Consider the following 25,303-nt stretch of genomic DNA (forward strand, 5'->3'; position numbering starts at 1 on the left):
CCGGGGCGTATGCGAACGCCTGCCGCCTGGACCCGGAAAACAGCGATGCGGCGCTGGGCTACGCGGAGGCGCTGACGCGCTCGTCCGACCCGGAGGATAACCGCCGCGGCGGGGAGCTGCTGCGCCGGCTGGTGAGCCGCGACCACACGGATATCCGGGTGTTAAGCCTGTATGCGTTCAGCGCCTTTGAGCAGCAGCGCTTTGGCGAGGCGGTGGCGGCCTGGGAGATGATGCTGAAGCTGCTGCCGGCGGGTGACGCCCGGCGGGCGGTGATAGAGCGCAGTATCCGGCTGGCGCAGGAGAAATAAGACCCTGACGGCCCGGTGGCGTGGCGCCACCGGGCCTGGCTTGTTACTGCATTCCGCGTGTTTGTAAAAATAGAATGGTCGCCGCGACGCGCGAGCGCACGTTTAGCTTGCGAAGTAGATTACGAATGTGCACCTTAACCGTCTGCTCAGAAATATTCAGTACTGACGCAATCTGTTTGTTAGAAAGCCCCTGCGCCAGCTCATGCAAGACATCTAACTCTCGTTCGGTCAGGATACTAAAGGGATCTTCCTGCGCGCCAAACCGTTCGCGCTCACGCAGATATTCATTGACCCGATCGCTAAAGACTTTACCGCCGTTAGCGCCTTTGCGAATGGCCTCCAGCAGCACTTCTGGATCGCTATCTTTGAGCAGATAACCGTCGGCACCGGCGTCGATCAGCGCGTAGATGTCGCTGGCGGAATCCGAGACGGTAAGAATAATAATTTGCGCCGTCACACCATCCCGGCGTAGCGCGTTCAGGGTATCTAACCCGCTCAGACCTTTCATATTCAGATCCAGCAGGATCAGATCGGGCTCAATGCGATTCGCCAGATCGATCGCACTCGCCCCGTCACCCGCTTCGGCAACGACATAAAAAGCCGGATCCAGTTCCAGTAATTGACGAATACCTCGCCGCATAAGTGGATGGTCGTCCACAATAAGCACCTGAAAAGGTGTTACTTCAGGCATGCTATATCTCCTGAGTTTTATTAGAATGATTATTGTTTTCAGCGCGGAAATCGTCCAGATTTGCCACATTGTCAAGCGCGTAAATTTTACCCTAATTAGTGCATGGGTAAGTAGTAAAACCTGTGACAGGCGAGTAATTAGCTGAACGATAGAAAGGATAAAACAACCCGTTGTGAGAGAAAACAGAATACTCCCTGAGGTTGAATACTGGTCTGGACGCTTTTTTCGGACAATGTGACATAACAGAAATGTGGCATATGTTGCTGCGCCCTTGCACCCGTAAGTCCAGACTATCTTTACTGACAGGAAATTCCTTATTAAAAGTCATGGCGTCTAAAGCTTGTCATTATTAACAAATTATTTTAATTGAATTTATTTATTGTTTTATTAATGTCAATGAAATACATCTGAGCAGAACGAATAAACCGCGACATCTGTTAAATTAAATATCAAGTCAATAGTAGAGATATTTTTATGCGATAAAGAGATTCTGACGATATTCTTATCATAAATGAAAATGTGGTCAGGAATGAGAGTCGTTCACTTATAACTTATCCTGGATGTGCCTGAACAACACTCGCGGCGTTTTGAGCACCCATTGGGGCGACTCAAGGGGAAAGCGTAGTGAGTATGTTTCGATGTCTGCACACAGTCCATGTCCAGCCTGTTTGCATCAATAATGCTGGTTGGAGTAATTATGAAAATAATATTAATACTGGCTGCTATATCAGCCGTTTCTGTGAGCGTAAGCGTGGCGTAGAAAATTTTAAATATATTAGTCGGTTAAAAATAGCTATTGACATTGAAATGGTGATGGAGTGTATATGAAGAGAATATTTATATATCTATTATTACTTTGTGCATTCGCATGTTCTGCTAATGATAATGTTTTTTTTGGTAAGGGAAACAAACATCAGATCTCTTTTGCTGGGGGAGAAAGTATAAGGAGAGGAGGGGTTGAGCACTTATATACGGCTTTTCTGACATACAGTGAACCCAGCGATTTTTTCTTTTTACAGGCAAGAAATAATCTGGAGTTAGGAGGATTTAAGGCTAAGGGGAACGATGATTGCAGTAAACATTCTGGCAGCGTTCCCTGCAATAAATATAACCAGGGCGTATTGGGTATCTCGAAGGATGTGGCGCTGGTTCATTTCGCTGGTATCTATACCGGTATTGGTCTGGGGGCTTATATAAAATCTAAGTCGCGAGATGATATGCGTGTCAATTCTGCATTTACCTTTGGGGAAAAAGCGTTTCTTGGTTGGAACTTTGGGGCTTTTTCTACAGAAGCTTATATTCGGCATTTCTCGAATGGATCACTCACGGATAAAAATTCAGGGCATAATTTTGTAGGTGCTTCAATTAGTTATAATTTCTAAAGTTGAATAACAATTAGCGAGTTGCTGGCTGAAGGAGTAATTAATCACAGTACGTTGTCTACAAAAACGTGTTGTGACTAGCCGATCGTTATCGGCCCTATGGCGACAGGGAGGCTAATTGTTAGTGACAAAGAAGTGGTAAGCCATTTACCTTACCAGAACGTTTTATTATTGCTGCGACAGATTGCTTACTCATTTACCTGCCACTGCGAACATTTCTTCCAGCATAGGGTGTAGATGCGCTTTTTCTGTTTTAGTACAAACATGGTTTACGTTATTTGCCTGCATTGACTTTACTGTGACCACTGCACAGGAAAGATGTCCGATCAGTTCATGCAAAATCAGTTCATGCAAAATAACGTCTCTGGCATCAGCTAACTTTTTAATTGCAGGCATAAAAAAACCAGCCCTGAGAGGCTGGTTTTTAAGGGGAATTTTGGTCGGCACGAGAGGATTTGAACCTCCGACCCCCGACACCCCATGACGGTGCGCTACCAGGCTGCGCTACGTGCCGACTTGTGGGTGCTAATACTACCTCTTTCCAACGCGAATGCAAGGGGAAACGGTGCTAACTGATTTATAATTAATCAGTTAGCGATAAAACGTTTCTCTTCTGTTAGCACTTGCAGCAGCAGACTGAGCTGCGGCTTCTGATCTTTGATCTTCTCGCCGTGTAAGTCATAGGTCTGATAATGACCGTTATTATTGAGCACCAGGGTCATTTGCGGCGTCGTGATTGCCAGCGTACTGCCATCTGCCGCCGTTACCCAGTTATGGCGACGTGGAACGGTAAAGATGTCCTGGCCCTGTGAATATTCGTTCGCTGGCGTGCTGACATGTAACAGGCGTTGCATCAACGTGGTCATTACATCGGTATGATCGGTAAGCGCATTAATACGCTGCGCAGGCGTCCCCGGCCAGTGGATCACCAGCGGTACTTGCAGATGACCTTGCGACCAGTCGAAGCGATTTTCTTCCGGCGTCAACGGTATGCCGCGTCCTGCGGTAATGATCACGACGGTATTGTCGAATTTACCGGCCTCTCGCAGCGCGTTCAGAACCCGATTGATTTGCGCATCCACGTCGCTGGCGGCGCTGGCGTAACGCTTAACAAAATTCTTCTGATTACTGTCATCAATGTTAGTACCGTTAAACGATACCCATGAGAACCAGCGGTTATCTTCCTGTGCGTAGCGCCCAAGCCAGTCTATCCACTGGCTGGCCGTTTGCGCATCAGACTGCGTCTGCGCTGCCGGCATCGAGAAATCGGACAGTAATGCCTGACGGTAAAGCGGGCTGGCGAAACCATCCGAAGAAAACAGTCCCAGTTGGTAGCCTTGCTGATTCAACGCGGTAATGAGCGCCGCAGGGGTTCTGGTGGATAACACGCCATCCATATAGCCTGGCGATATGCCATAGAACAGGCCGAAAATACCGTTATCAGTGGTATTCCCTGAACTCATATGACGGGTGAAGTCGATGTTTTGTTCGGCAAATTTAGCCAGCTCCGGCATCTGCTTCTCAAAGCGAGAATAGTTCAGGCCGTCTACGGTAATGAGCAGCACATTCTGACCGGTGCCCATATCGCGATAGTGCAAATTGCTGAGCGGGTACTGAACGGAGACCGCTTCCGGATTGCCTTGCTCTACCAGACGGCGCTGATATTCCTGCGCATCCAGCAGACCGTGTTTTTCAAGAAAACGTCGCGCCGTCATCGGATAAGAGAGCGGCAGGTTTGCCCGCTGCATGGTAATCGGCCGGTAAAAATTAGCGTCTGCCCAGATGTAGATAAGATGCGATGCGATAAAGGAGACGAAAAAGAATGCCGCAAGCGGCCTTGCGAAATGGCGGCGGCGCGTGAGACTGCGCAGCTTTTGCCAACTCCATGTCGCAAATAGCATCTCAATCAATAAGATAACCGGCACGCTAATAAACATAAGCTGCCAGTCGCGCGCCGTTTCGTTCTGGTCAGGGTTGATGACCAGCTCCCAGACAATGGGGTTAAGATGCAGGTGAAAACGGGTAAAGACTTCGCTGTCGATAAGCAACAACGTCATACCCGCGGTCGCCAGAATGGCTGATAAAAACCGCATCAGCCGCTGGGACATCACGATAAACGTGAGCGGAAAAAGAATAAGCAAATAGGTGGCGAACACCAGAAAGCTAAAGTGCCCGACAATGCTCAGGTAGGAGTATATGCGACCCGCAAGCGTTGTCGGCCAGTCGGCGACAAACAGGTAACGGCTGCCGAGCAACGTAGCCAACAGTATATTGAACAGAGCGAACCAGTGCCCCCAGCTAACCATCTGGGAGACTTTTTCACGGTAGCGCTGACGATGAGTTACCATACCTGTCGCTTGTTTCTCCGGAGTCGGCTTTTTAGTGCGCGTTGTCTTCGCTAATCGAAGACTGCAAGGCGCGGGCAAAAGAGTTCGCAATCGCCTGGCGTTGAGCCGGCGCAACGCTGGTGTTGATAAGGTTGGTGACCATATTTCCCAGCACCATCAGGGAAAGATCGGTCGGCGCCTTATGTTTTTCCAGTACACTGAGCAGTTCGCTCAGCAGTTGTTCAACATGTTCATCACTATAGCGGGAGAGTTGTGGCATAAATCAAAATCTGTTTGTTCATGAAAGGGCAACATATTACCGTAGCAACAGTTTTTTTTCTGCATTTTTATCCCCTAAATCATTCGCGTTACGGATAACGCCTGAAATGACAGGGCGATTGCTTGCGTCTTCCGGCAGGCGGTGGTTGAATACCGCCCGGTCTTAAAGGAGAGTTTATCATGAGTCTGGATATCAACCAGATTGCCCTGCACCAGCTTATCAAGCGCGATGAGCAAAATCTTGAGCTGGTCTTGCGCGATTCATTGCTGGAGCCGACAACCACCGTTGTCGAGATGGTGGCTGAACTGCATCGGGTCTATAGCGCCAAGAATAAGGCGTATGGCCTGTTTAATGAAGAGAGTGAACTGGCGCAAGCGCTGCGGTTGCAACGTCAGGGGGAAGAAGATTTTCTTGCCTTTAGCCGGGCGGCGACCGGACGCCTGCGTGACGAACTGGCGAAATATCCCTTTGCGGACGGCGGCATTGTATTGTTCTGCCATTATCGCTACCTGGCGGTGGAGTATCTGCTGGTTACGGTACTGAACAACCTGAGTAGTATGCGGGTCAATGAAAATCTGGACATTAACCCGACGCATTATCTTGATATCAACCATGCGGATATCGTGGCACGTATCGATCTTACCGAGTGGGAAACTAATCCGCAATCGACCCGCTATCTGACGTTCCTGAAAGGTCGGGTAGGGCGCAAGGTCGCTGACTTCTTTATGGATTTCCTCGGCGCCAGCGAAGGGTTGAACGCCAAAGCGCAGAATCGCGGCCTGTTGCAGGCAGTGGATGATTTCACCGCAGAAGCGCAGTTGGATAAAGCAGAACGTCAGAACGTGCGCCAGCAGGTGTACAGCTACTGCAACGAGCAGTTACAAGCCGGGGAAGAGATTGAGCTGGAATCGCTGTCTAAAGAGCTTTCCGGCGTCAGTGAAGTCAGCTTCAGCGAATTTACCGCCGAAAAAGGCTATGAGCTGGAAGAGAGCTTCCCGGCGGATCGCAGTACGCTACGCCAGTTAACCAAATATGCCGGCAGCGGCGGCGGGTTAACGATTAACTTTGATGCGATGCTGCTGGGCGAGCGGATTTTCTGGGACCCGGCGACCGATACCCTGACTATCAAAGGGACGCCGCCGAATTTGCGCGATCAGTTGCAGCGACGCACGTCGGGCGGGAAATAAAGTCGCTTGCCGGATGGGGGAGGAAACGCCTTATCCGGCAAGTGTGATTCATCTTTACCGCGAACTAAATTCCATAAAAAAACCCCGCCGGGGCGGGGTTTTTCTTCAACTTCCAGGCGATTACGCGCGAACGAAGTCGATGTGAGTCAGCTTCGGTTTGTAAGCGTGACGCTGTACAGCCTGAGCTTTAACTTTTACTTCTTTACCGTCAACAACGAGGGTCAGAACTTCGCTGTAGAATTCAGCTTTAGCTTGCATGTTCATCACCTGGTCGTGGTCCAGTTCGATAGCAATCGGGGCTTCAGAACCGCCGTAGATGATTGCCGGGAACTTGTTAGCGGCGCGCAGGCGGCGGCTCGCACCCTTACCCTGCTCTTTACGTACTTCTGCGTTGATAGTAAACATTTAAATCTCTCTTTAATAATTCCTGCTACAGGCGACCCAGCAACAGGTAAGTGATCTGCTTTGCGTATGCAAAGGCGGGCGGGATTCTATACTCAAATCGCCGTTACATCAATGAAAAGTACAATTAACCACGTAATTCGTGCGCCCGGCGGAAGCGGCCTTCATAGTCGAACACTTTTTCACGCACCTGCCAGTACTGGCCTTTCATCCGCGCGACCACAAAGTCGGGATGCCGCAACAGCGCCTGCTGCGCGACAATATCCGCCGCCGTGATCCAGCGTAAAGGAACGCCGGGCGTGCGGGTATGCGGGCGAATAAATAGCTGTTCGAAAGCGGTACGCTGGGCGGGCGTGTGCAAGCGGAAGCGCTCACTGACATCCGCGCCGTCCTCGTCATAGTAAGTGATTTTCAGCCATTCGCCTTTCTCATCCTGCCCATGCTGCATCGTCATTCCGCTACAGCGCAGGACTAACGCATCCTTGAGCCTGAGCGCCGCTTTTAACATATCGTCCGGGTCGACCAGAATGGCGTCACATTCCCGGCAGCGTCGGGCGGCAATATCGTTTTCGGCATTACACTGCGGGCAGTTTTTGAAGCGAAAGCGAAAATCGCACTGCTCGCGATGGCCGTCGTCATCGTCAAACCAGCCCTGGCAGCGACGGCCAAAGTGTTCAATCAGCGTGCCGTCGGCAGTGGTTTTCCCCCAGAAGGTGTTGGCAAAGCCGCAGGCCGGGCAAAATACCTGGACAGGGACGTTATCGCTTTTTCCCTTCGGGCTACCGACCTCCGGGGCATACAGGTCGTGCGGGTTGCCTGCGTAATCAAGAATCAGGCAATCGGTCTTTCCCGGCGCAAGGCGCAGACCACGCCCGACAATTTGTTGGTAAAGACTAACTGACTCGGTGGGACGTAGAATCGCGATGAGATCAACGTGTGGGGCGTCAAAGCCGGTGGTCAGCACCGAGACGTTAACCAGATAGCGAAAACGCTGCGCCTTGAAATTATCAATCAGCGCGTCGCGCTCGGGCCCTGGCGTATCGCCGGTAATCAGCGCCGCGTCGTCCGCCGGAAGCAGACCGACAATCTCTTTCGCATGTTCGACCGTGGCGGCGAAAATCATCACGCCTTTGCGCGTTTGCGCAAATTCCATAATCTGGCTGATGATGTGCGGCGTAATCCGCTGCTGCTTTTTCAGCTCGCGGTTCAGGTCGGCTTCGCTGAACAGCCCATTGCTTTGGGCCTGCAGGCGGCTGAAATCGTATTGGACCACTGGCATATCAAGCCGCTCAGGCGGCGTCAGATAGCCGTGTTTAATCATATAGCGCAGCGGCAGTTCATAAATACAGTCGCGAAACAGAGAGTTGTCGTTGCCGCGCACCATACCGTGATAATGAAATTGATAAATCCAGCCTTTTCCGAGGCGGAAAGGCGTGGCGGTTAGCCCAAGCAGACGTAAGTGAGGATTAACTTTACTCAGGTGAGTGAGGATTTGCTGATACTGACTGTCTTCATCGTCACCGATGCGGTGGCATTCATCGACAATCAACAGCGAAAACTCCTCCTGAAAGGCGTCAAGATTACGCGCCACCGACTGTACGCTGCCGAACACGACTTTGCCCTGACTCTCTTTACGTTTGAGTCCGGCGGCGAAAATATCCGCTTCCAGCCCCAGCGCGCAATATTTGGCGTGGTTCTGCGCGACCAACTCTTTCACATGCGCCAGCACCAGTACCCGTCCGCGGGCGACGCGCGCCAGTTCGGCGATCACCAGGCTTTTACCTGCGCCGGTCGGCAGAACAATCACGGCGGGCGTACGGTGGCGGCGAAAGTGGCTGAGCGTGGCGTCTACGGCTTCTTGCTGGTAGGGGCGGAGTGTAAAAATCATGGTCTCACTACGTTAAACGGTTCCGGGAATAGTATGCCATGAATCATTTCCCTTGAGGGATATAGTTAGCCCGCTATACTGAGCGGATAGCAATTCCCTTTTTTCGGGTAGAATGCCCGATTTCCGTATTATTACAGGCTAAATCACACACATGCGACTTGATAAATTTATCGCTCAGCAGCTTGGCGTCAGCCGCGCTATTGCCGGGCGTGAAATTCGTGGTAACCGCGTTACCGTCGATGGCGACATCATTAAAAATGCGGCCTTCAAACTGCTCCCGGAACATGCGGTTGCGTATGACGGCAATCCCTTAGCGCAGCAACACGGGCCACGCTATTTTATGCTTAACAAGCCGCAGGGATACGTTTGTTCAACCGATGATCCCGATCATCCAACGGTGCTGTATTTCCTGGATGAGCCGGTGGCGTATAAGCTGCATGCCGCAGGACGTCTGGATATCGATACTACCGGTCTGGTGTTAATGACAGATGACGGTCAGTGGTCGCACCGTATTACGTCGCCGCGCCATCACTGTGAAAAAACCTATCTGGTGACCCTGGAGTCGCCGGTGGCCGACGATACGGCAGCGCAATTTGCGAAAGGCGTGCAGTTGCATAATGAAAAAGATCTCACTAAACCCGCTACGCTGGAGGTGATAACGCCTGTGCAGGTCCGTCTGACCATCAGCGAAGGCCGTTATCATCAGGTGAAGCGGATGTTTGCCGCAGTAGGCAATCGCGTTGTGGAACTGCACCGCGAACGGATTGGCGCCATTACGCTGGATGAGAATCTGGCTCCCGGCGAGTACCGCCCGTTGACTGAAGAAGAAATCGCCAGCGTCGGCTAACTATCTCGTTAATTTCAGGAGTTCGATGTGACCACCCGGCAGCACTCTTCCTTTGCCATTGTTTTTATTCTTGGCCTGTTGGCCATGTTAATGCCGCTGTCGATTGATATGTATCTTCCAGCGCTGCCGGTGATTTCTGCGCAATTCGGCGTGCCTGCCGGTAGCGCGCAGATGACACTCAGCACCTATATTCTGGGGTTTGCGCTGGGTCAGCTTATCTATGGACCGATGGCGGATAGCCTCGGGCGTAAGCCGGTCATCCTGGGCGGGACGCTGGTATTTGCCGCTGCGGCGGTCGCCTGTGCGTTGGCGCAGACTATCGATCAACTGATCGTGATGCGTTTCTTTCACGGTTTGGCGGCCGCGGCGGCAAGCGTCGTCATCAATGCGCTGATGCGGGATATTTATCCAAAGGAAGAGTTTTCGCGCATGATGTCATTTGTCATGCTGGTCACTACGATAGCACCGTTAATGGCGCCCATTGTCGGCGGCTGGGTGTTGGTATGGTTAAGCTGGCACTATATCTTCTGGATACTGGCCATTGCGGCGATTCTGGCGTCAGTCATGATCTTTGCTCTGATTAAAGAGACGCTGCCCGTTGAGCGGCGTCAGCCTTTTCATATTCGTACCACAATAGGTAACTTTGCCGCGTTGTTTCGCCACAAACGCGTACTGAGCTATATGCTGGCGAGCGGGTTTAGTTTTGCCGGTATGTTCTCTTTTCTGAGCGCGGGGCCGTTTGTTTATATCGAAATTAATCATGTTCCGCCGCAGGATTTCGGCTACTACTTCGCGTTGAACATCGTATTTCTGTTTGTGATGACGATTATCAACAGCCGTTTTGTCAGACGGGTAGGGGCGCTAAACATGTTTCGGGCCGGGCTATGGATTCAGTTTGCGATGGCGGTGTGGATGGTTTTCAGCGCGCTGATGGGCATTGGATTCTGGGCGCTGGTGGTCGGCGTTGCGGCGTTTGTCGGCTGTGTGTCGATGGTTTCGTCCAATGCGATGGCGGTCATTTTGGATGAGTTTCCGCATATGGCCGGAACGGCGTCTTCGTTGGCGGGCACTTTCCGCTTTGGTATTGGCGCTATCGTCGGCGCGTTGCTGTCGCTGGCTACCTTTACCAGTGCGTGGCCGATGATCTGGTCGATTGCGCTTTGCGCCGCCTGTTCCATTCTGTTTTATCTCTACGCCAGCCGTCCCAAAAAACGGTGACGGGCGCGCTGTCCCTCAATGGCGCCGAAGAATGCGCAGGCGGCGTTGGGGGACGCTATCCGCTAGACGATGGCAAAGCCAAACGGCTTTCATAGTTGATGTATATCAATTACCAATTCATCATTTTCCTCCTTTATGTTTATTTTATGTAAAATCCATTTATGTAAAAAGTCACATCATTGTAGTTAAAAAGGTTGAGTTAGATCGCAGAAACGGGTACATATAGCCCGCCGCTATCTCCGCGTCGGTAAAACTATTTTAACTCCCGCTTGCTGTAGAGCCACTGACGGAGAGTAGGGCGTTAGCAATCTGTTTAAGGACGGGTTGTCAATGATGTGTTAATATAAATGTAATTAAATTGTGAAGTAATTGTGCTTCCGGGGAAAGAAAGTGAATACATTACAGCTCTCAATTGTTCACCGTCTGCCGCAAAACTATCGCTGGTCGGCGGGTTTTGCGGGGTCAAAGGTTGAACCGATTCCGCAAAACGGGCAGAGCACCGAGAATAGTCTGGTGGCGCTTAAACTGTTGAGTCCGGCAGGCGATAGCGCGTGGTCAGTGATGCATAAGCTCAGCCAGGCGCTAAGCGATATTGAAGTTCCTTGCTCCGTGCTGGAGTGCGAAGGGGAACCGTGCCTGTTCGTTAATCGTCAGGATGAGTTTGCCGCCACCTGTCGGCTGAAAAATTTCGGCGTGGCGATAGCGGAACCTTTTTCTAACAATAATCCTTTTTAGGCGTCAGCTTAACGCGAGTAGCTGACGCGTATAGGCCTGTTGCGGTGCGGTAAACACGCGCTCGCATTGCCCCTGTTCAACCACCTCCCCCTGCCGCAGCACAATAACCTGATGGCACAGCGCGCGTACTACATGCAGATCGTGGCTAATGAAGATATAGGCCAGACGGTGCTTTTGCTGGAGCGATTTCAGGAGGGCAAGAATCTGCGCCTGAACGGTTTTATCCAGCGATGAGGTCGGTTCATCCAGAATAATAAGCGACGGTTTTAAAATCAGCGCCCTAGCGACGGCGATACGTTGACGCTGCCCGCCGGAAAACTCAGCGGGGTAACGATGCCGCGTTTCCGGGTCCAGGCCGACTTCCATCATGACCGCTTTCACCTGCTGTTCGCGCTGCGCGCCTGAAAGCGTAGGCTGGTGGACGCGCAGGCCTTCTTCGATAATTTGCAAGACGTTTAAACGCGGGTTTAGCGATGAGTTCGGGTCCTGGAATACGACCTGGATACGGTGGCGAACAGGTAAAAGCTGGCGGCGGTTTAACGTATCCAGCGATTGACCGTCAAACACGATGCGGCCTTCGGAGCGGATAAGCCGTAACAGCGCCAGACCGGTGGTACTTTTTCCCGATCCTGACTCGCCGACCAGACCCAGCGTTTCGCCTGGATGCAGGGTGAAACTGATATTGTTAACCACCACATTATGATCCACGACGCGCTTCAGAATGCCTTTGCGGATCGGGAAGGCGACGCGCAGCCTGTCCACCTCCAGCAACGGCGTCTGCCCGGCGGGGAGCGGAACCGGATCGCCTGTGGGTTCGCTGTTGAGTAGTTTTTGCGTGTACGGATGGGTCGGCGCGGAGAGCAGCGTGTCGGCGCGTTGGTTCTCTACGCACTTGCCGTGTTGCATTACCGCCACCGAATCCGCCAGTTTTTTTACAATGCTGAGGTTATGGGTGATAAACAGCAATCCCATATTGAGCTCGCGCTGGAGTTCCCGCAGTAGAGATAAAATCTGCGCCTGTACGGAGACGTCGAGGGCGGTGGTCGGCTCATCGGCGATCAGTAATTCCGGCCGTGTTAACAGCGCCATGGCTATCATGACGCGCTGGCGTTCGCCGCCGGAAAGCTGATGCGGATAATCGCGCAGACGCTGGCTCGCCTGGCGGATACCGACCCGATCCAGACAACCGATCATCTCCGCCCTTGCCGCCTCCCGACGCATTCCCCGATGGAGCGACAGCACTTCATAGAGCTGTTTTTCCAGCGTATGCAGCGGGTTAAGTGAAACCATCGGTTCCTGAAAAATCATGGCGATTTTATTGCCGCGCACGCCGCGTAGCGTCTGCTCGCTGGCATGGAGCAATGATTCGCCGTGAAAGCGAATATCGCCGGAGAGGTAGACGGCGGGAGGGGTAGGCAAAAGACGCAGAATGGAAAGCGCCGTCACGCTTTTTCCTGACCCGGACTCGCCGACCAGCGCCAGCGTTTCCCCGGCGTTCACCTGTAACGAAATGGCGTTAACGACAGGACGTACGTGCTGTTGCTGACGGAAACCTACCGATAAATTTTCAATCGCAAGCAATGGAGATGTCATCTTATACCGCCTTAGCAGGATCAAAGGCGTCGCGTACCGCTTCGCCGATAAAAATCAGCAGCGATAGCAGAATGGCGACAGACAGAAAGGCGGCGATCCCCAGCCAGGGAGCCTGTAAGTTGTTTTTCCCCTGTAAAAGAAGTTCGCCGAGAGAAGGGGAGCCAAGCGGCAGACCAAATCCCAGAAAATCCAGCGACGTCAGGGTGGTGATGGAGCTACATAAAATGAACGGTAAAAATGTCAGGGTAGCGACCATCGCATTAGGCAACATATGGCGCAGGATAATGTCACGATCGCTGACGCCAAGCGCCTGCGCGGCGCGGATATAGTCAAAATTGCGGGTCCGTAAAAACTCGGCGCGCACCACGCCCACCAGACTCATCCAGCCAAACAGTACGGTTATGGCCAGCAGCCACCAGAAGTTAGGCTGCACTACGCTGGAAAGTAAAATAATCAGAAACAGGGTCGGCATCCCCGACCAGACTTCGATGAGACGTTGCCCCCATAAATCGACTTTGCCGCCATAATAGCCCTGTAGCGCGCCCGCCAGTACGCCCATGACGCTGGAGCAAATCGTTAACATCAGGCCGAATAAAATAGAAATGCGGGTGCCGTACAGGATGCGGGCGAAAACGTCGCCGCCATTCGCATCGGTGCCCAGCCAGTTTTTCGCCGAAGGCGGGGAGGGGAAAGGCTGCGTGGTGGCAAAATTAATGGTATTGGCGCCAAAGCGTACGGGGGCCCACAACACCCAGCCCCGATTCTCAAGTTGCCGTTGTAGCCAGGGGTCCTGATAATCTGCCGTTGTCGCCAGCGGGCCGCCGAAATCGCGCTCGCTGTAATTTTTTACCAGCGGAAAATACCACTGGCCTTCATAGCGCACCAGCAATGGCTTATCGTTAGCAATCAGTTCCGCGCATAAGCTCAGGCTGAACACGATCAGGAAAATCCATAGTGACCAGTAGCCCCGGCGATTATGGCGGAAACGCGCCCAGCGGGCCTGATTGACCGGGCTTAATCGCGGCATTATCGTCCCTCAAAATCAATGCGTGGATCGACCAGCGTATAGCTGATATCGCTCAGGATATTCAGTAATAAGCCAATCAGGGTAAAGATATAAAGCGTGCCGAACATCACCGGATAGTCGCGCGAAACGGTTGCTTCATAACCCAGCAGCCCCAGGCCGTTGAGCGAGAACATGACTTCAATTAGCAGCGAGCCGGTGAAAAACATACTGATAAAAGTGGCGGGAAACCCGGCGATCACCAGCAGCATGGCGTTACGAAAAACATGTTTCCAGAGAATGTTTTTTTCACTCACGCCTTTAGCGCGAGCGGTAACGACATACTGTTTACGCACCTCGTCGAGAAACGAATTTTTCGTCAGCATCGTCAGGGCGGCAAAACCGCCGATGACGGTCGCCAACACCGGCAGCGTAATATGCCACAAATAATCGGTGATTTTCTGGTACCACGGTAACGTGTCAAAGTTGGCGGAGACCAGGCCACGTAGCGGAAAAATATCGTAGTAGCTGCCGCCGGCAAAAAAGACGATTAATAAAATAGCGAACAGAAAGGCGGGGATCGCATAACCAATAATGATAAACGCGCTGCTCCACACATCAAAGCGACTGCCGTTATGGACGGCTTTGCGAATCCCCAGCGGGATAGACACCAGATAAATAATCAGCGTGCTCCATAATCCCAGGGTAATGGAGACGGGAAGACTATCTTTGATCAGCGTCAGTACGGATGCGCTGCGAAACAGACTGTCACCGAAGTCAAAAGAGAGATAGTCCCGTAGCATCTTGAAATAACGCTCATGCAGCGGTTTGTCGAAGCCATAGCGATGGGTGATCTCCGCGATCACCTCCGGATCGAGTCCGCGGCCGCCGCGATAATGGCTGTCGCTGATATTGCCGACGCCGGTTTGCGCATGACTGGCGCGAACGCCTTCGCCGCTGGCACCGGGCAACGCGCCGCCCTGACCAAATTCAATCGCGGCAATCGCTTGATCGACAGGGCCGCCGGGAGCGATCTGCACGATAAAAAAGTTAATGGTAATAATGGCCCATAGCGTGGGGATCACCAGTAACAGACGGCGGATAAGATAGGCGCCCATTGATTCTTACTACCTCCTGGCTGCCGGTAGTTTGGCGGCTTTGTTGACATCATACCACCAGGTATCTAACCCGATGGTATATACCGGGCGAATCGCCGGATGGGAGAATTTATCCCACCAGGCGAGCCTGTCTTGCGCCATATACCACATCGGCAGCATGTAATAGTTCCAGGTCAGCACGCGATCCAGCGCCCGTCCCAGCGGCACCAGTTTCGCTTTATCACCCTGCGCTGCGATAATTTGCGCGATCAGTTTATCCACCACCGGGCTTTGTACGCCGGGAGCGTTATAACTGGAGTCAATGTATTCCGACGCCCATGAGATTTGTAGATCGGAGCTGGGCCAGGGCATCGCCCGCCATAGCCTCGGCATCATGTCATAGTCGCGGCTACGCATCCGGTTGGTGAGTTGAGAATTATCAACCTGACGGATAGTCATCGTAATGCCCAGACGCTGAAGATTATGCTGGAAGGGCAGAACCCACTGGCTATTACTGCTGGCAGGAAGGAGAAGTTCAAACGTCAGAGGCTTACCGGTGACGCTATTGACCCGTTGCTGTCCGTTGATCACCCATCCGGCCTGCGTCAACAAGGCGTCAGCTTTAAGAAGATTTTCGCGATCGTAGCCGTCGCCGTTAGAGACCGGCGGCTGATAGATCTGAGTGAAGACTTCAGGAGGAAGATCTTTTTTCATCGGCGCGAGTAATACCAGCTCATCGGCGTCAGGATAATTTCTGGCGGCGTACTCGGTATTCTGGAAGTAACTGTTGGTTCGGCTCCAGGCATTATAGAACAGCGCTTTATTCATCCACTCAAAATCGAAGGCCAGGGTGACAGCTTCACGTACCCGCCGGTCTTTAAATACCGGGCGCTGAATATTAAAAGCCAGCCAGCGTGTGTCCTGCGCCGACTCGTTTTTCTGCTCTTCTTTAATGATGTAATGATTATCGAAATTTTTACCGATGTAGCGCGTTGCCCAGTTTTTAGCGTCGTTTTCCAGCCGTAGATCAAATGCGCCCGCTTTAAACGCCTCGAAAGCGACATTGTCATCAAGGTAGTAATCGTAGCGGATAGTGTCGAGGTTAAAACGTCCACGATTGACCGGCAGATTAGCCGCCCAGTAGTTTTTGACGCGTGAATAGACAATGTACTGGCCCATTTTCCACTGAGTAATCCGGTATGGCCCGCTGGCTAAGGGTGGCGTTGAAAGCGGATCGCTGAGTTTGTGATTTTTCCAGAATTTTTCGGGCATGATCGGTAGTGAAAACAGACTAAGCATGTCTTCTTTGCCAGGCTTCGCCAGCTCAATTCGCACGGTTAAAGGCGCAATCGCCTTCACGGTAGTACCTTTATAGACCAGACGGAACTGCGGTACGCCTTCGGTCATAAACTTATGAAAGGTAAAGGCCACATCGCGGGCGGTAATGGGCGTGCCATCGTGAAAACGAGCGCGGGGATTAATCGAGATTTCCACCCAGGAATAGTCGGCGGCATAGCGGGCATGGTCGGCAATCAGCGGATAATAGCTTCCGGGTTCATCATCTGAGGTGGTAAAAAGCGTATCGTAAAGGGCTTCGGTACGTACGCCGGGATTGCCGCGCAGCGAATAGCGATTGAAATTATCGAACGTACCAATGGCGGAAAGTGTCATCTGACCGCCTTTCGGCGCAGCAGGATTCACATAATCAAAGTGATCAAAGTTAAAAGCATACTTAGGTTCGCCGAGTACGGCGAAAGCGTAGCTTTCTTTGATTTCCTGGGCCTGGGCGCCAGCGCTAACCAGTGCGACAAGCAGAAGCATTACGCGCGCAATCATCTGAAGGCGGTTTCCTTATCGTATTGCCCGCTGCAAACCGGCAGGCGTTTCGCTGAATAATAAGTGACGTTGCGTCTGATGTGAATCCGTTAAAACCGTAAGGGGACTACCATTCAGGCACGGAAGGCGCCGACATCCACAGCACGAAATCTTTTAGGGGTAAAGGACGGCTAATCCAGTACCCCTGCAAGTAATTAACACCGTGATCGCGTAGCCAACGGGCCTGCTCCGGCGTTTCAACGCCCTCGGCCACCGTCAGCATATTCAGGCGTCTGGAGAGCGTCAGCACGGTATCCAGAACCGGAGACGTGACGGTTTCCGTGCCGATCGCCTGGATAAAGCCGCGATCGATTTTCAGATAATCTAAAGTAAATCGCTCCAGATAAATCAGGGCGCTATGGCCTGTACCGAAATCATCTATAGCGATTTCAAACCCGGCGGAATGCAGCCATTCGAACAGTTTGGCCGCTTCATACTGCTGGAGCATATCGCGTTCAGTGATTTCCAGCACGATATGAAAATGGTGCGCGGGCAGGGCGTCCCTGAGCCGGTGCATATCCTCTTTAAAACTGTCGCTGTGCAGATGTTCCGGCGCGATATTAATGCCAAATTTGGCACCGACGGGCATCACCTTCTGTAGCGTGGGCGCGTCGCGGGCGATCAGCTCGAACAGATGCTGCGTTAACGGTACGATAAGTTGCTGCGCTTCGGCATAGTGGATAAAGGCATCCGGCGGAATCTCTCCTGCCGTAGGGTGACGCCAGCGCAGTAGGACTTCAAGCCCGGTGACGTTCAGCGTACGAGTATCGACGACGGGCTGATAAACCACATAAAACTGCTCGTGTTTGATCGCCGTTAAAATCTCTTTGCCCGGTCGCGTCCGGAGGGCATAGATAAAGTAACAGATAAACCCCGCTACGATGCCGCTAATGCAGCCCAGCATCAACGCATACCATAAGTCATTGTAGGTCCAGCTATCGGCATAAAGCTGTATTTTAAGCGGCAGGCCGTTGATAGTTGTCTGTCGTGATGGCGAACCCGGCAGCTCCGCGACGGTCAGCAGACGCGAAGAAAAAGTCGACAGCGCGGTATTGCCGACAATCAGCGCGATGCCGTTAAAATCGTCCTGGCGCGTGGTATAGAGTAAGTAGGGCGTCAGGTTAATATTCAGCGATGTGAATACGCCGCTGTCATTTAATAATGGGTTCCGATACCAAATCACCATTGTCGGTTTGTTGGGCATCATTGGCGTGCCGGGCAGAATCGCCATAGCAACGTCTTTGCGGATATCTATATCCGGTACCAGTTGCTGAAGCGGCATATTCATGGCGCCAGTGGCGGAAGAGCAAAACACTTTTTTATCTTTAATCAATAAGAAGGCGCGGACATTAAGGCTAAAAGCGGCTCTTGAGGTAAGTTCTGCGCCAACCTGCTGACAGGTGTTGATCGTCAACGGCTGAAGAATATCGGTGGTGGCTTTCAGGTCGGCGAAATAGCTGGCCAGGTAATGTTGTACATCAGAAAGGAGCGTATTGTATTTAACATCCCGTTTATGCCACGACAGGAAAAATTGCAGGCTACCAATAAGTAATGCTGCTGCCATCCCCGTAATGATACAGGTAAGCAGGATTTTCCGACCGGAAGAGGAGTCGCGTGTAAGCATAATTCCTGGTGTGACCTGAAAAGGCGGATGCCGGTTAATCTGGTTGATTTATAAGACTATAGCCTGGATTACCCCGGATAGTCATGCTTTTCTGTGATGCGCAGGAAAGCGTATTGTCGCAGTAGGCGTTGGGGGAAACGACCTGAATGCCTGATGGCACTATGTTTATCAGGCCTACGTTCGTGTGTGGTAGGCTGGATAAGAGGCCACACGTCGCTATTCGGCAAAACGGGTTCAGAAGGGATAATAAGCAAAAGCACTGCCGAAGCAGTGCTTTTTATGTCGTCTCATCAGGTAAGCCAAGGGAGGTGCTGCCTGATGAAGATTAACTGCGGCTCAGAACTCGACGTGCTTCATTGTAGCGTTTTTTCCAGTACGGTTCGTTCATACTGGAGATAATGACGCCGCTACTGGTAGACGCATGGACAAACTGGTTATTGCCGATATAAATACCGACATGACGACCAGTGGAACCGGCGCGGAACAGAACCAGATCGCCCGTACGCAGGTTATTGCGTGAAACTGCTTTGCCCATTTCCTGCTGTTCATAGGTTGAACGCGGAAGCTCTAAACCAAACTGTTCACGGAAGGTGCGCTGTACAAAGCTGGAACAGTCGACGCCTTTCTTAGTGCTGCCGCCCAGGCGGTAACGCACGCCTTTCCAGTCAGCATACTGATCCATAATCCGCGACTTAACGTCGAGGTTACGCACCATATTTTCAAATTCATCCTGAGAGGCTTGCAGTGAAGAGCTATCGCTATTGCCCACAGCATGCGTCTCAGAATGCATATTCTTTGCGGTATTGGTGGTTGTGCTACAAGCAGAAAGCAGAACCGCAACTGCAATCGCAGGAATCCCGCGCAAAATATATCTCAAAATCGGTTGAGATTTGACCATGTTGTTTGTTTTCCCTTGAAGTCCTTAACGATAAATATCGTTATAAAAATGCCAAACGTGATGAGACTAATTACCTGCACAGCTTGAGACAATTCTTTGTGCACAAATCTGTGGCGGAACGCACAAATTTATTCGCAATGAGAATAATTATCTGGCGAGGCAAAACGAGTTTGAGATTACCCGATTGTTGCTGTCATTGCGAGCGATTTCGCGTGATTTTTTATAAGAATTTATGATACGAAAAGTGAACTATCAGCACGGGTCAAATTAAGCGCAGATCGTTTAAAAATCGTGCAACCTGTTCATTTTGCAGAGGAATAATATGACCGAAAAATGATGGGCTGGGGGAATATCATCATAAATTACCTTCAACGATGTAAAACTATCGCTGAAGGTAATGTTAATTACATGGGTTATTTGTTTAAAATTTGTTTATTTCCGCCCGGGAGATAATTCTCAAAAAGCGCTATCGCCCGGTCGCTGAGCGGGGTCATCAGCCACCAGGGGAGGCCAATCAAAATAACCGTGAGCGACCCGACCACAATATCGGTGAACCAGTGAGCGCCAATCATAACGCGCGGAAACGCGAAAACCACAAATATAATAAGGGCGATAATCCCCGCCGTTTTGCCGAAATAACGCAGCATAAAGGCGGAAAATATCAGCAGCATCATACCGTGATCGCCTGGGAAACTGTCTTTTGACGCGTCTTTTGTCGGGATGTGCAGCAACTCGCTGACGCGATAAATATGCTCAAAAGAGAGCGTTGGGCTGGCGCGCTTGACGGGGATCAGCGCCTGACCGAGTTGGTTAAGCACCACCGCTGTTAGCAGCATGACCAATCCGATTATCACAATGCGCCGCCGACCCGACGCGTCTTCTTTTAGCCAGAAACTGAGCATCAGTCCGCCCATCGCCAGCAGCGAACACCCATCAAACGCCCGATTATTGGTAATAGCGACCCACCAGAGGAACGCGTGGCTTTCCACCAGTTTCTGGTTAAAGAAGTGGAATATGCCGGAATCAATGGTGAACCAGAAACCGTGATTGACGGGGAGATACCATGACAAAAACAGCGCCAGACCGGCGGCATTAAGCAGAATTATCAAGGAATAGCGGGTTTTCATCGTCATTTCGCCATAGTTTTTAAACGGTGGCAACCTTACGCGTGCGTCGCTAAACGAAGCTTCAACAAGGCCGTCTGTAACGTATTCCAGTCGGTTTCTGTGTTTGAGATAAGTTCAACCCGGCTATCCGGCGGCGCGACACTCTGTGTTTCGATGTGTAGGTCATCGCCCTGGCGATTGATGCGTACCAGCCCCTCTTGTATGCGCATAACGCCTTTCACCCGGCCCACCGGCGCCAGACGCGCCCATTCGAGTAGGCCAATGGTGTCAAACACGGTATCGGCATCGAAAATCCAGCCGCAGGCCTGATGACCTTGTCCGCTATTGAGGCTGCGTCGCCAGCGCTGCTGTGCGGGCAGATTTAGCGCGGCGAGTCCTTTTTTACTGGCATGAGTGTGAGAATGCGCGGCGCTGGCTGGCAGTTCCGCCAGATTTTGTCGCGGTAAATCCAGAAGCTTACCGTCTATCTGTCCATGTTCGGCATGAATCAGTTGGCGATCGCCGCCGTACTGTCGCCACCACTGTTGCAGGGCGGCATCGCTCTGCGCCGTGGCGCGATCGGTTTTATTGGCGATGATAATATCGGCTGAGGCGAGCTGATCGCGGAAATTTTCATTGGCGACGCTCTGTTGGTCCAGTAGCAGGCGAGGGTCAAGGATGCAGAGCGTAGCGCGTAAATCAATCCACGGCTCATAAACCGGCGCAGTTAATAAATCCAGAATCTGTTTTGGGTGCCCCAGTCCGGTTGGTTCAATCAGCAACCGGTCAGGTTTGCCTTGGCGTAGCAGCGTGTTGAGCCCCACCTGCATAGGCAATCCATTGACGCAGCACATGCAGCCGCCGGGGATCTCTTTTAGCAGTGCGCCGCTGTCGGCAAGCAGCGCGCCGTCAATACCCACTTCGCCAAATTCATTGACCAGGACGGCCCACTTTTCAGCCGGATCTTTATGGGCTAATAAATGAAGGATAGAGGTGGTTTTTCCGCTACCGAGAAATCCAGTAATAAGATTGGTTTTGGTCACGTCAGCTCCAGAATATTGATACAACATAACAACTTTAATAATCCTGGCGAATAAACGTGAAAAAGAGAAGCGCTGAGTTGACGAAGTCGTGCTTCTGCCATCTTAAGAGCAGAAAATGTTAAATTTTTAACGTTTCTCTTTCCTGGCGCAGAACAGTCAATAAAGAAAAGGGTCAGGCTGCGCCCCAGGGCGCAGCCGAAAAATGCGAAACTTAATCCGCGCGCCCCATATAACGGCGCTCTTCGATATGAATGCGGATTTTCTCACCTGCGCTCAGGTATTCGGGAACCTGAATCACCAGACCGGTGCTTAATGTCGCGGGTTTGTTACGTGCGCTGGCGGACGCTCCTTTAATACCCGGCGCGGTTTCGACGATTTCCAGATCCACGGTCTGCGGAAGCTCTAGCGCCAGCAGTTGGCCGTCCCAGGTCAGAACCTGCATATCCGGCATTCCGCCTTCAGGCATAAACAGCAACTCTTCTTCAATCTGATCTTTGGTGAAGGTATACGGCGTATAGTCTTCTTTATCCATGAACACATATTCGTTGCCATCGACATAAGAAAAGTCAACGCCGCGACGGCTCAGGGTGACGGTATCAACGATATCGTCGCCTTTGAAACGTTCTTCCACTTTCAGACCGGTGCGGACATCAGAAAAACGCATTTTATACAGTGTGGCGGCGCCACGGGCGGTAGGCGACTGAATGTCGATATCTTTCACAATCAGCAATTTGCCGTTGTAGTTCAGTACCATACCTTTTTTGATTTCGTTCGCTCTTGGCATCGAGGAGATCCTGTTGTAGAGATTATCTAAAATATCGCGTAAAACTACTCGCGCCGGGCCGTCCAGGCAAGTGGAATTGTCACTTTTGCTGGTGCAAAAAAGGTGATACTGTTCGCCCGCTTTCCGCTCCGCGTTCAACGAGAATACGCGATGGCATGTCGCCCGGAGGGGGGAGGTGTGCTGTGTTGTCCCTTCTGTTTCCAGCCTTGTCTTCGGAATGTCTGAGGGCAGGCCTGATCATGATGACGTCCATATTTTAAATCTGGATTTTTCTTTGGACAAATTCTGTTATCTTTCATTTGGTTATAAATAGAGGGGCTGAGCATGGACTGTCGTAGCGGTTGTGGCGCTTGCTGTATTGCGCCTTCAATTTCGTCGCCGATACCCGGAATGCCGAATGGCAAGCCGATGAATACCAGATGCGCGCAGCTTTCGGAAGATAACTTGTGCCTTATCTTTGGCTCGCCTTTACGCCCAAAAGTGTGCTCTGGTTTGCAACCGACAGGGGACATGTGTTTAACGACCCGGGAAGAGGCCATTATTTATTTGCTGGAACTCGAACAGAAAACTTTACCATGAGCTAAGCCGCTTTTGATAAATGCGTAGGGGCTTATGTTATATCCCGAAATAGTCTGAAAAAGCTGCGCATCAAATTACCTCCTTTTACCATTAAATAGCGTAATACATGCTTCCCTTATTTCGTGGCTTCTGAAGCGGTAGATGTCGCCGCTCAACCCCGTTGGTGACTGAGCGTGTACCGAATAAACCGTCACACAAAACAAAAACGATCAATTTTATTTATATGATAGTTTCTATCTATTAAAAAGAGGGATTTTGATCGATTTTAATTATTTATAACGATCGATATCGTGAATTTGATAGTTTGTATCTATCATTGATGTATTTACCGATCGATATAACCAGTGTGAATGTGTTGTTATTTTCCTTTAAAATACTCGAATTCTTATGTGTGGGTTTTATCTTATGAAGAAATATACGTTCGCAGCCAGGGCGTTTATTTTTACGCTGGTGTTGCTTTTTGTTATTTCAGTATTCGGGTTGACTATTAGCGTTTTAAAAGGGATGTGAAATGCGGGGAGAAAATAGTGAAATTGATTTAGTCGACGTTTCCTTATTCCTTATAAGAAAATGGCTAAGTATCGTGATCGCTACCTTTATTTTTGTTGCCATTGGCTATGTTTTTGTGAGCGTGCAGCATGATACAAAGGTTGTGAGTATGACAATCAAACCTAATCTGGATACGCCTGCTACCTATGCGTTATGTGGCTATGCTAATGATATTCAATGTAAAACAACGGTTATCCTTAACCAGTTTAGCCGTTTCTTGCCTGCGAAATATAAAAATAAAATAAGTTTTGACGCGAAAAATCAGCTTGTCCTTTTTAAGGCGCAGGGGAGGGAGGAAAGCGTCAATAATATTATTTCTACCCTGAAAAATAGTGTCGATAAAATGGCAGCATGGTATATCGATGATGGTGACATTAAACGCTATAGCGTGCATAGAAATATGTTACAAACGGAAACATATGCAAAGCTATCATTGTTGTCGGAGGCGGTTAAAAATAATGCTAACATTGAAGTGATAGATGTTGCTGTAACACCAAAATATAAGATGCGGCTGGTGTTGGTCCTTTGCGGGCTGATGGGCGTAATTTTCTCAATAACCGGTCTTTTATGTAAGAGGGCGCTTACAGAATATCGTATTGAGAAAAAGACAATGAATGACCGCGCATGAACATTGCGCAGAGATAAACTCTGCGCTGAAATGTGTCGAAGAGTAAAAGTATCAGGCTTGCAAGTTAAACATCTTTAATACGCGCCAGGCAGAACATGGTGGCGACAATCATAACTAACGCAAACCAGAAGACCGCATGATAATTCCAGATTTCTGCAGCGATTCCCGCCAGCGAACCGGCAATGATCCAGCCGACGCGAATGGTATTGGTATACAGCGTGGTGGCTGAACCCGCCTGGCCTGGCATGAGATCCTGAAAATAGAGCATGCCAATCCCGCCAAGAATGCCGATGTAAATCGCGTTCAGCAACTGCAAGCCGAGCAACGTCGCCGGTGCGTGCGCCAGCAACATACCCGCATAAAAGCACAGTCCGGCGACAACGGCGATGCACATTAACAGGCGTTTTCCCAACCGTTTGGCGAAGTAACCTGCAATCAGCATTGTGGGAATCTCCAGCCCGGCGGCGGTGCCCATCATCACGCCTGCAAGTTTTTCCGGAAGATGCAGCTCATTGATGATAAACAGCGGCATATTAATGATATACAGGCTGTTAGTTCCCCACATTAACGTACAGATGACAAACAACAACAGCGTATCGCGGCGATTACGACGCGGTGCTTCCAGCGTACCGGTTGCCAGCGGCGCATCTTTGCGCATTGACGGTAAAAAGAACCACACCATGACGCCGCAGACGATAAAAGCTACCGCCGCGCTCAAATACATCACCGTAAAGCTAAAACCCATCGCCAGAGCATAGGCCAGCGGCGGCCCAATGACCCAGGCCAATGAGACCTGGGCGCGGAGGATTGAGCTGAACATCACCGCTTCACGACCTGTACGATCGGCATGTTCACGGGCCAGCGCAAACATCTGCGGGTTGGCGGTAGAGCCGAAGCTACTGAGAAAGACGCCGATGAACAGCAAAATAAAGTAGTTGCGGTTCCAGGCAAACAACACGCAGGCCAACATGCCCAGCACACAACAGAAAACGATCAGTTTTTTGCGATCGCCTTTTTTATCTGAGCGACCGGCCAGAAACTGGCTCACGATAATGCCGATAACCGCGCTGCCGGTAAAAAAGAATCCCACCATGCCGGGACGGGCGTGAACCTCATCCGTCAGAAAAATACTGAGCGTCGGCGTCTGTAACGCACCGGCAATACCGGTGAGAAAAGCGACGATCAAAAAGGCGGTAGACGTCAGGTCAAATGATTTAGGCGCAGCGGCGGCGGGACTGTTGTGCATGTTTCTATATCAG

The 25,303-nt window shown here is 51.1% G+C and carries 25 protein-coding genes, 1 tRNA gene and 1 pseudogene; 9 read left to right on the top strand and 18 right to left on the bottom strand.

Annotated elements, in window-relative coordinates; all coding sequences use genetic code 11:
- The coding region (locus tag ACLJPE_RS00005; RefSeq protein ID WP_182408325.1) for a tetratricopeptide repeat protein at positions 1-308 on the top strand (308 nt) is incomplete at its 5' end.
- Between the two features lie 43 nt (positions 309-351).
- On the opposite strand, the gene narP is transcribed toward ACLJPE_RS00005, so the two are convergent.
- Positions 352-999: a nitrate/nitrite response regulator protein NarP gene (gene narP, locus ACLJPE_RS00010; protein WP_001115500.1), complete on the bottom strand. Its 648-nt coding sequence runs from the start codon at positions 997-999 to the stop codon at positions 352-354.
- Positions 1,000-1,817: 818 nt separating this feature from the next.
- Here narP and pagL point away from each other — a divergent pair.
- Positions 1,818-2,381 (top strand): lipid A 3-O-deacylase PagL, encoded by a 564-nt coding sequence (gene pagL / locus ACLJPE_RS00015; protein WP_000281871.1) that lies wholly within the window; start codon positions 1,818-1,820, stop codon positions 2,379-2,381.
- Positions 2,382-2,573: 192 nt separating this feature from the next.
- Here pagL and ACLJPE_RS00020 read toward each other — a convergent pair whose 3' ends face one another.
- The 5 genes and pseudogenes from ACLJPE_RS00020 to ACLJPE_RS00040 all read right to left on the bottom strand — a co-directional run bounded on the left by ACLJPE_RS00020 (position 2,574) and on the right by ACLJPE_RS00040 (position 4,988).
- Positions 2,574-2,777 carry a DinI-like family protein gene (locus ACLJPE_RS00020; RefSeq protein ID WP_001110923.1) on the bottom strand — a complete coding sequence of 68 codons (204 nt, stop codon included), beginning with the start codon at positions 2,775-2,777 and terminating at the stop codon, positions 2,574-2,576.
- A pseudogene (locus ACLJPE_RS00025) lies at positions 2,771-2,863 on the bottom strand (hypothetical protein); the annotation flags it as partial. The pseudogene ACLJPE_RS00025 and the gene ACLJPE_RS00020, both read right to left, overlap by 7 nt.
- Positions 2,819-2,895, bottom strand: a tRNA-Pro gene (locus ACLJPE_RS00030). The pseudogene ACLJPE_RS00025 and the gene ACLJPE_RS00030, both read right to left, overlap by 45 nt.
- 73 nt (positions 2,896-2,968) lie before the next feature.
- Positions 2,969-4,729 (bottom strand): LPS biosynthesis-modulating metalloenzyme YejM, encoded by a 1,761-nt coding sequence (yejM, locus tag ACLJPE_RS00035; protein ID WP_000256158.1) that lies wholly within the window; start codon positions 4,727-4,729, stop codon positions 2,969-2,971.
- A 31-nt stretch (positions 4,730-4,760) separates the two neighbouring features.
- Positions 4,761-4,988 (bottom strand): YejL family protein, encoded by a 228-nt coding sequence (locus tag ACLJPE_RS00040; RefSeq protein ID WP_001135904.1) that lies wholly within the window; start codon positions 4,986-4,988, stop codon positions 4,761-4,763.
- A 179-nt stretch (positions 4,989-5,167) separates the two neighbouring features.
- Here ACLJPE_RS00040 and yejK point away from each other — a divergent pair, with 179 nt between their 5' ends.
- Positions 5,168-6,175 carry a nucleoid-associated protein YejK gene (yejK, locus tag ACLJPE_RS00045; RefSeq protein ID WP_000050806.1) on the top strand — a complete coding sequence of 336 codons (1,008 nt, stop codon included), beginning with the start codon at positions 5,168-5,170 and terminating at the stop codon, positions 6,173-6,175.
- Positions 6,176-6,295: 120 nt separating this feature from the next.
- On the opposite strand, the gene rplY is transcribed toward yejK, so the two are convergent.
- Together rplY and ACLJPE_RS00055 are read right to left on the bottom strand one after the other, a co-directional pair.
- A complete protein-coding gene (rplY, locus tag ACLJPE_RS00050; RefSeq protein ID WP_000494192.1) occupies positions 6,296-6,580 on the bottom strand; it encodes a 50S ribosomal protein L25 in 285 nt (94 codons plus the stop codon).
- A 124-nt stretch (positions 6,581-6,704) separates the two neighbouring features.
- Positions 6,705-8,465, bottom strand: coding sequence for a DEAD/DEAH box helicase (locus tag ACLJPE_RS00055; RefSeq protein WP_000578131.1), 1,761 nt, complete (start codon positions 8,463-8,465; stop codon positions 6,705-6,707).
- A gap of 151 nt (positions 8,466-8,616) precedes the next feature.
- Here ACLJPE_RS00055 and rsuA point away from each other — a divergent pair, with 151 nt between their 5' ends.
- The 3 genes from rsuA to ACLJPE_RS00070 all read left to right on the top strand — a co-directional run bounded on the left by rsuA (position 8,617) and on the right by ACLJPE_RS00070 (position 11,265).
- Positions 8,617-9,312: a 16S rRNA pseudouridine(516) synthase RsuA gene (gene rsuA / locus ACLJPE_RS00060; RefSeq protein WP_001234836.1), complete on the top strand. Its 696-nt coding sequence runs from the start codon at positions 8,617-8,619 to the stop codon at positions 9,310-9,312.
- 27 nt (positions 9,313-9,339) lie between these two features.
- Positions 9,340-10,530, top strand: a complete 1,191-nt coding sequence (locus ACLJPE_RS00065) for a Bcr/CflA family multidrug efflux MFS transporter (RefSeq protein ID WP_000213349.1) — start codon at positions 9,340-9,342, stop codon at positions 10,528-10,530.
- A gap of 390 nt (positions 10,531-10,920) precedes the next feature.
- Positions 10,921-11,265: a YejG family protein gene (locus ACLJPE_RS00070; protein ID WP_001094639.1), complete on the top strand. Its 345-nt coding sequence runs from the start codon at positions 10,921-10,923 to the stop codon at positions 11,263-11,265.
- A gap of 3 nt (positions 11,266-11,268) precedes the next feature.
- Here the strand turns inward: ACLJPE_RS00070 and yejF are convergent, their stop codons facing one another.
- The 9 genes from yejF to yeiP all read right to left on the bottom strand — a co-directional run bounded on the left by yejF (position 11,269) and on the right by yeiP (position 22,288).
- Entirely contained in the window at positions 11,269-12,858 is a 1,590-nt protein-coding gene (yejF, locus tag ACLJPE_RS00075) for a microcin C ABC transporter ATP-binding protein YejF (RefSeq protein WP_000203619.1), read from the bottom strand.
- 1 nt (position 12,859) lies between these two features.
- Positions 12,860-13,885 carry an ABC transporter permease gene (locus tag ACLJPE_RS00080; protein WP_001137748.1) on the bottom strand — a complete coding sequence of 342 codons (1,026 nt, stop codon included), beginning with the start codon at positions 13,883-13,885 and terminating at the stop codon, positions 12,860-12,862.
- Positions 13,885-14,979, bottom strand: a complete 1,095-nt coding sequence (locus ACLJPE_RS00085; RefSeq protein WP_000501623.1) for a microcin C ABC transporter permease YejB — start codon at positions 14,977-14,979, stop codon at positions 13,885-13,887. Before ACLJPE_RS00085 ends, ACLJPE_RS00080 begins: the two co-directional genes overlap by 1 nt.
- A 9-nt stretch (positions 14,980-14,988) precedes the next feature.
- Positions 14,989-16,794 (bottom strand): extracellular solute-binding protein, encoded by a 1,806-nt coding sequence (locus ACLJPE_RS00090; RefSeq protein WP_000561742.1) that lies wholly within the window; start codon positions 16,792-16,794, stop codon positions 14,989-14,991.
- A 106-nt stretch (positions 16,795-16,900) separates the two neighbouring features.
- Positions 16,901-18,457 (bottom strand): cyclic di-GMP phosphodiesterase, encoded by a 1,557-nt coding sequence (locus ACLJPE_RS00095; RefSeq protein ID WP_000957762.1) that lies wholly within the window; start codon positions 18,455-18,457, stop codon positions 16,901-16,903.
- A 325-nt stretch (positions 18,458-18,782) separates the two neighbouring features.
- Entirely contained in the window at positions 18,783-19,355 is a 573-nt protein-coding gene (gene mepS / locus ACLJPE_RS00100; RefSeq protein ID WP_000241015.1) for a bifunctional murein DD-endopeptidase/murein LD-carboxypeptidase, read from the bottom strand.
- 413 nt (positions 19,356-19,768) lie between these two features.
- Positions 19,769-20,488, bottom strand: coding sequence for a phosphatase PAP2 family protein (locus ACLJPE_RS00105; protein WP_000178091.1), 720 nt, complete (start codon positions 20,486-20,488; stop codon positions 19,769-19,771).
- A gap of 29 nt (positions 20,489-20,517) precedes the next feature.
- Positions 20,518-21,504 carry a CobW family GTP-binding protein gene (locus ACLJPE_RS00110; RefSeq protein WP_000169350.1) on the bottom strand — a complete coding sequence of 329 codons (987 nt, stop codon included), beginning with the start codon at positions 21,502-21,504 and terminating at the stop codon, positions 20,518-20,520.
- 211 nt (positions 21,505-21,715) lie between these two features.
- Positions 21,716-22,288 carry an elongation factor P-like protein YeiP gene (yeiP, locus tag ACLJPE_RS00115; RefSeq protein ID WP_001136822.1) on the bottom strand — a complete coding sequence of 191 codons (573 nt, stop codon included), beginning with the start codon at positions 22,286-22,288 and terminating at the stop codon, positions 21,716-21,718.
- A 324-nt stretch (positions 22,289-22,612) separates the two neighbouring features.
- Here yeiP and ACLJPE_RS00120 point away from each other — a divergent pair, with 324 nt between their 5' ends.
- The 3 genes from ACLJPE_RS00120 to ACLJPE_RS00130 all read left to right on the top strand — a co-directional run bounded on the left by ACLJPE_RS00120 (position 22,613) and on the right by ACLJPE_RS00130 (position 24,044).
- Positions 22,613-22,867, top strand: a complete 255-nt coding sequence (locus ACLJPE_RS00120) for a YkgJ family cysteine cluster protein (protein ID WP_001528509.1) — start codon at positions 22,613-22,615, stop codon at positions 22,865-22,867.
- A 387-nt stretch (positions 22,868-23,254) separates the two neighbouring features.
- Entirely contained in the window at positions 23,255-23,377 is a 123-nt protein-coding gene (locus ACLJPE_RS00125; protein ID WP_001519564.1) for a membrane protein, read from the top strand.
- Between the two features lies 1 nt (position 23,378).
- Complete coding sequence (locus tag ACLJPE_RS00130; RefSeq protein WP_039513939.1) at positions 23,379-24,044, top strand: GNVR domain-containing protein; 666 nt, start codon at positions 23,379-23,381, stop codon at positions 24,042-24,044.
- A gap of 64 nt (positions 24,045-24,108) precedes the next feature.
- On the opposite strand, the gene setB is transcribed toward ACLJPE_RS00130, so the two are convergent.
- Positions 24,109-25,290, bottom strand: coding sequence for a sugar efflux transporter SetB (gene setB / locus ACLJPE_RS00135; protein ID WP_000551934.1), 1,182 nt, complete (start codon positions 25,288-25,290; stop codon positions 24,109-24,111).
- Positions 25,291-25,303: the final 13 nt, after the last annotated feature.

It is taken from the genome of Salmonella sp. SAL04196 (assembly GCF_046550835.1).
GTDB lineage: Bacteria > Pseudomonadota > Gammaproteobacteria > Enterobacterales > Enterobacteriaceae > Salmonella > Salmonella enterica.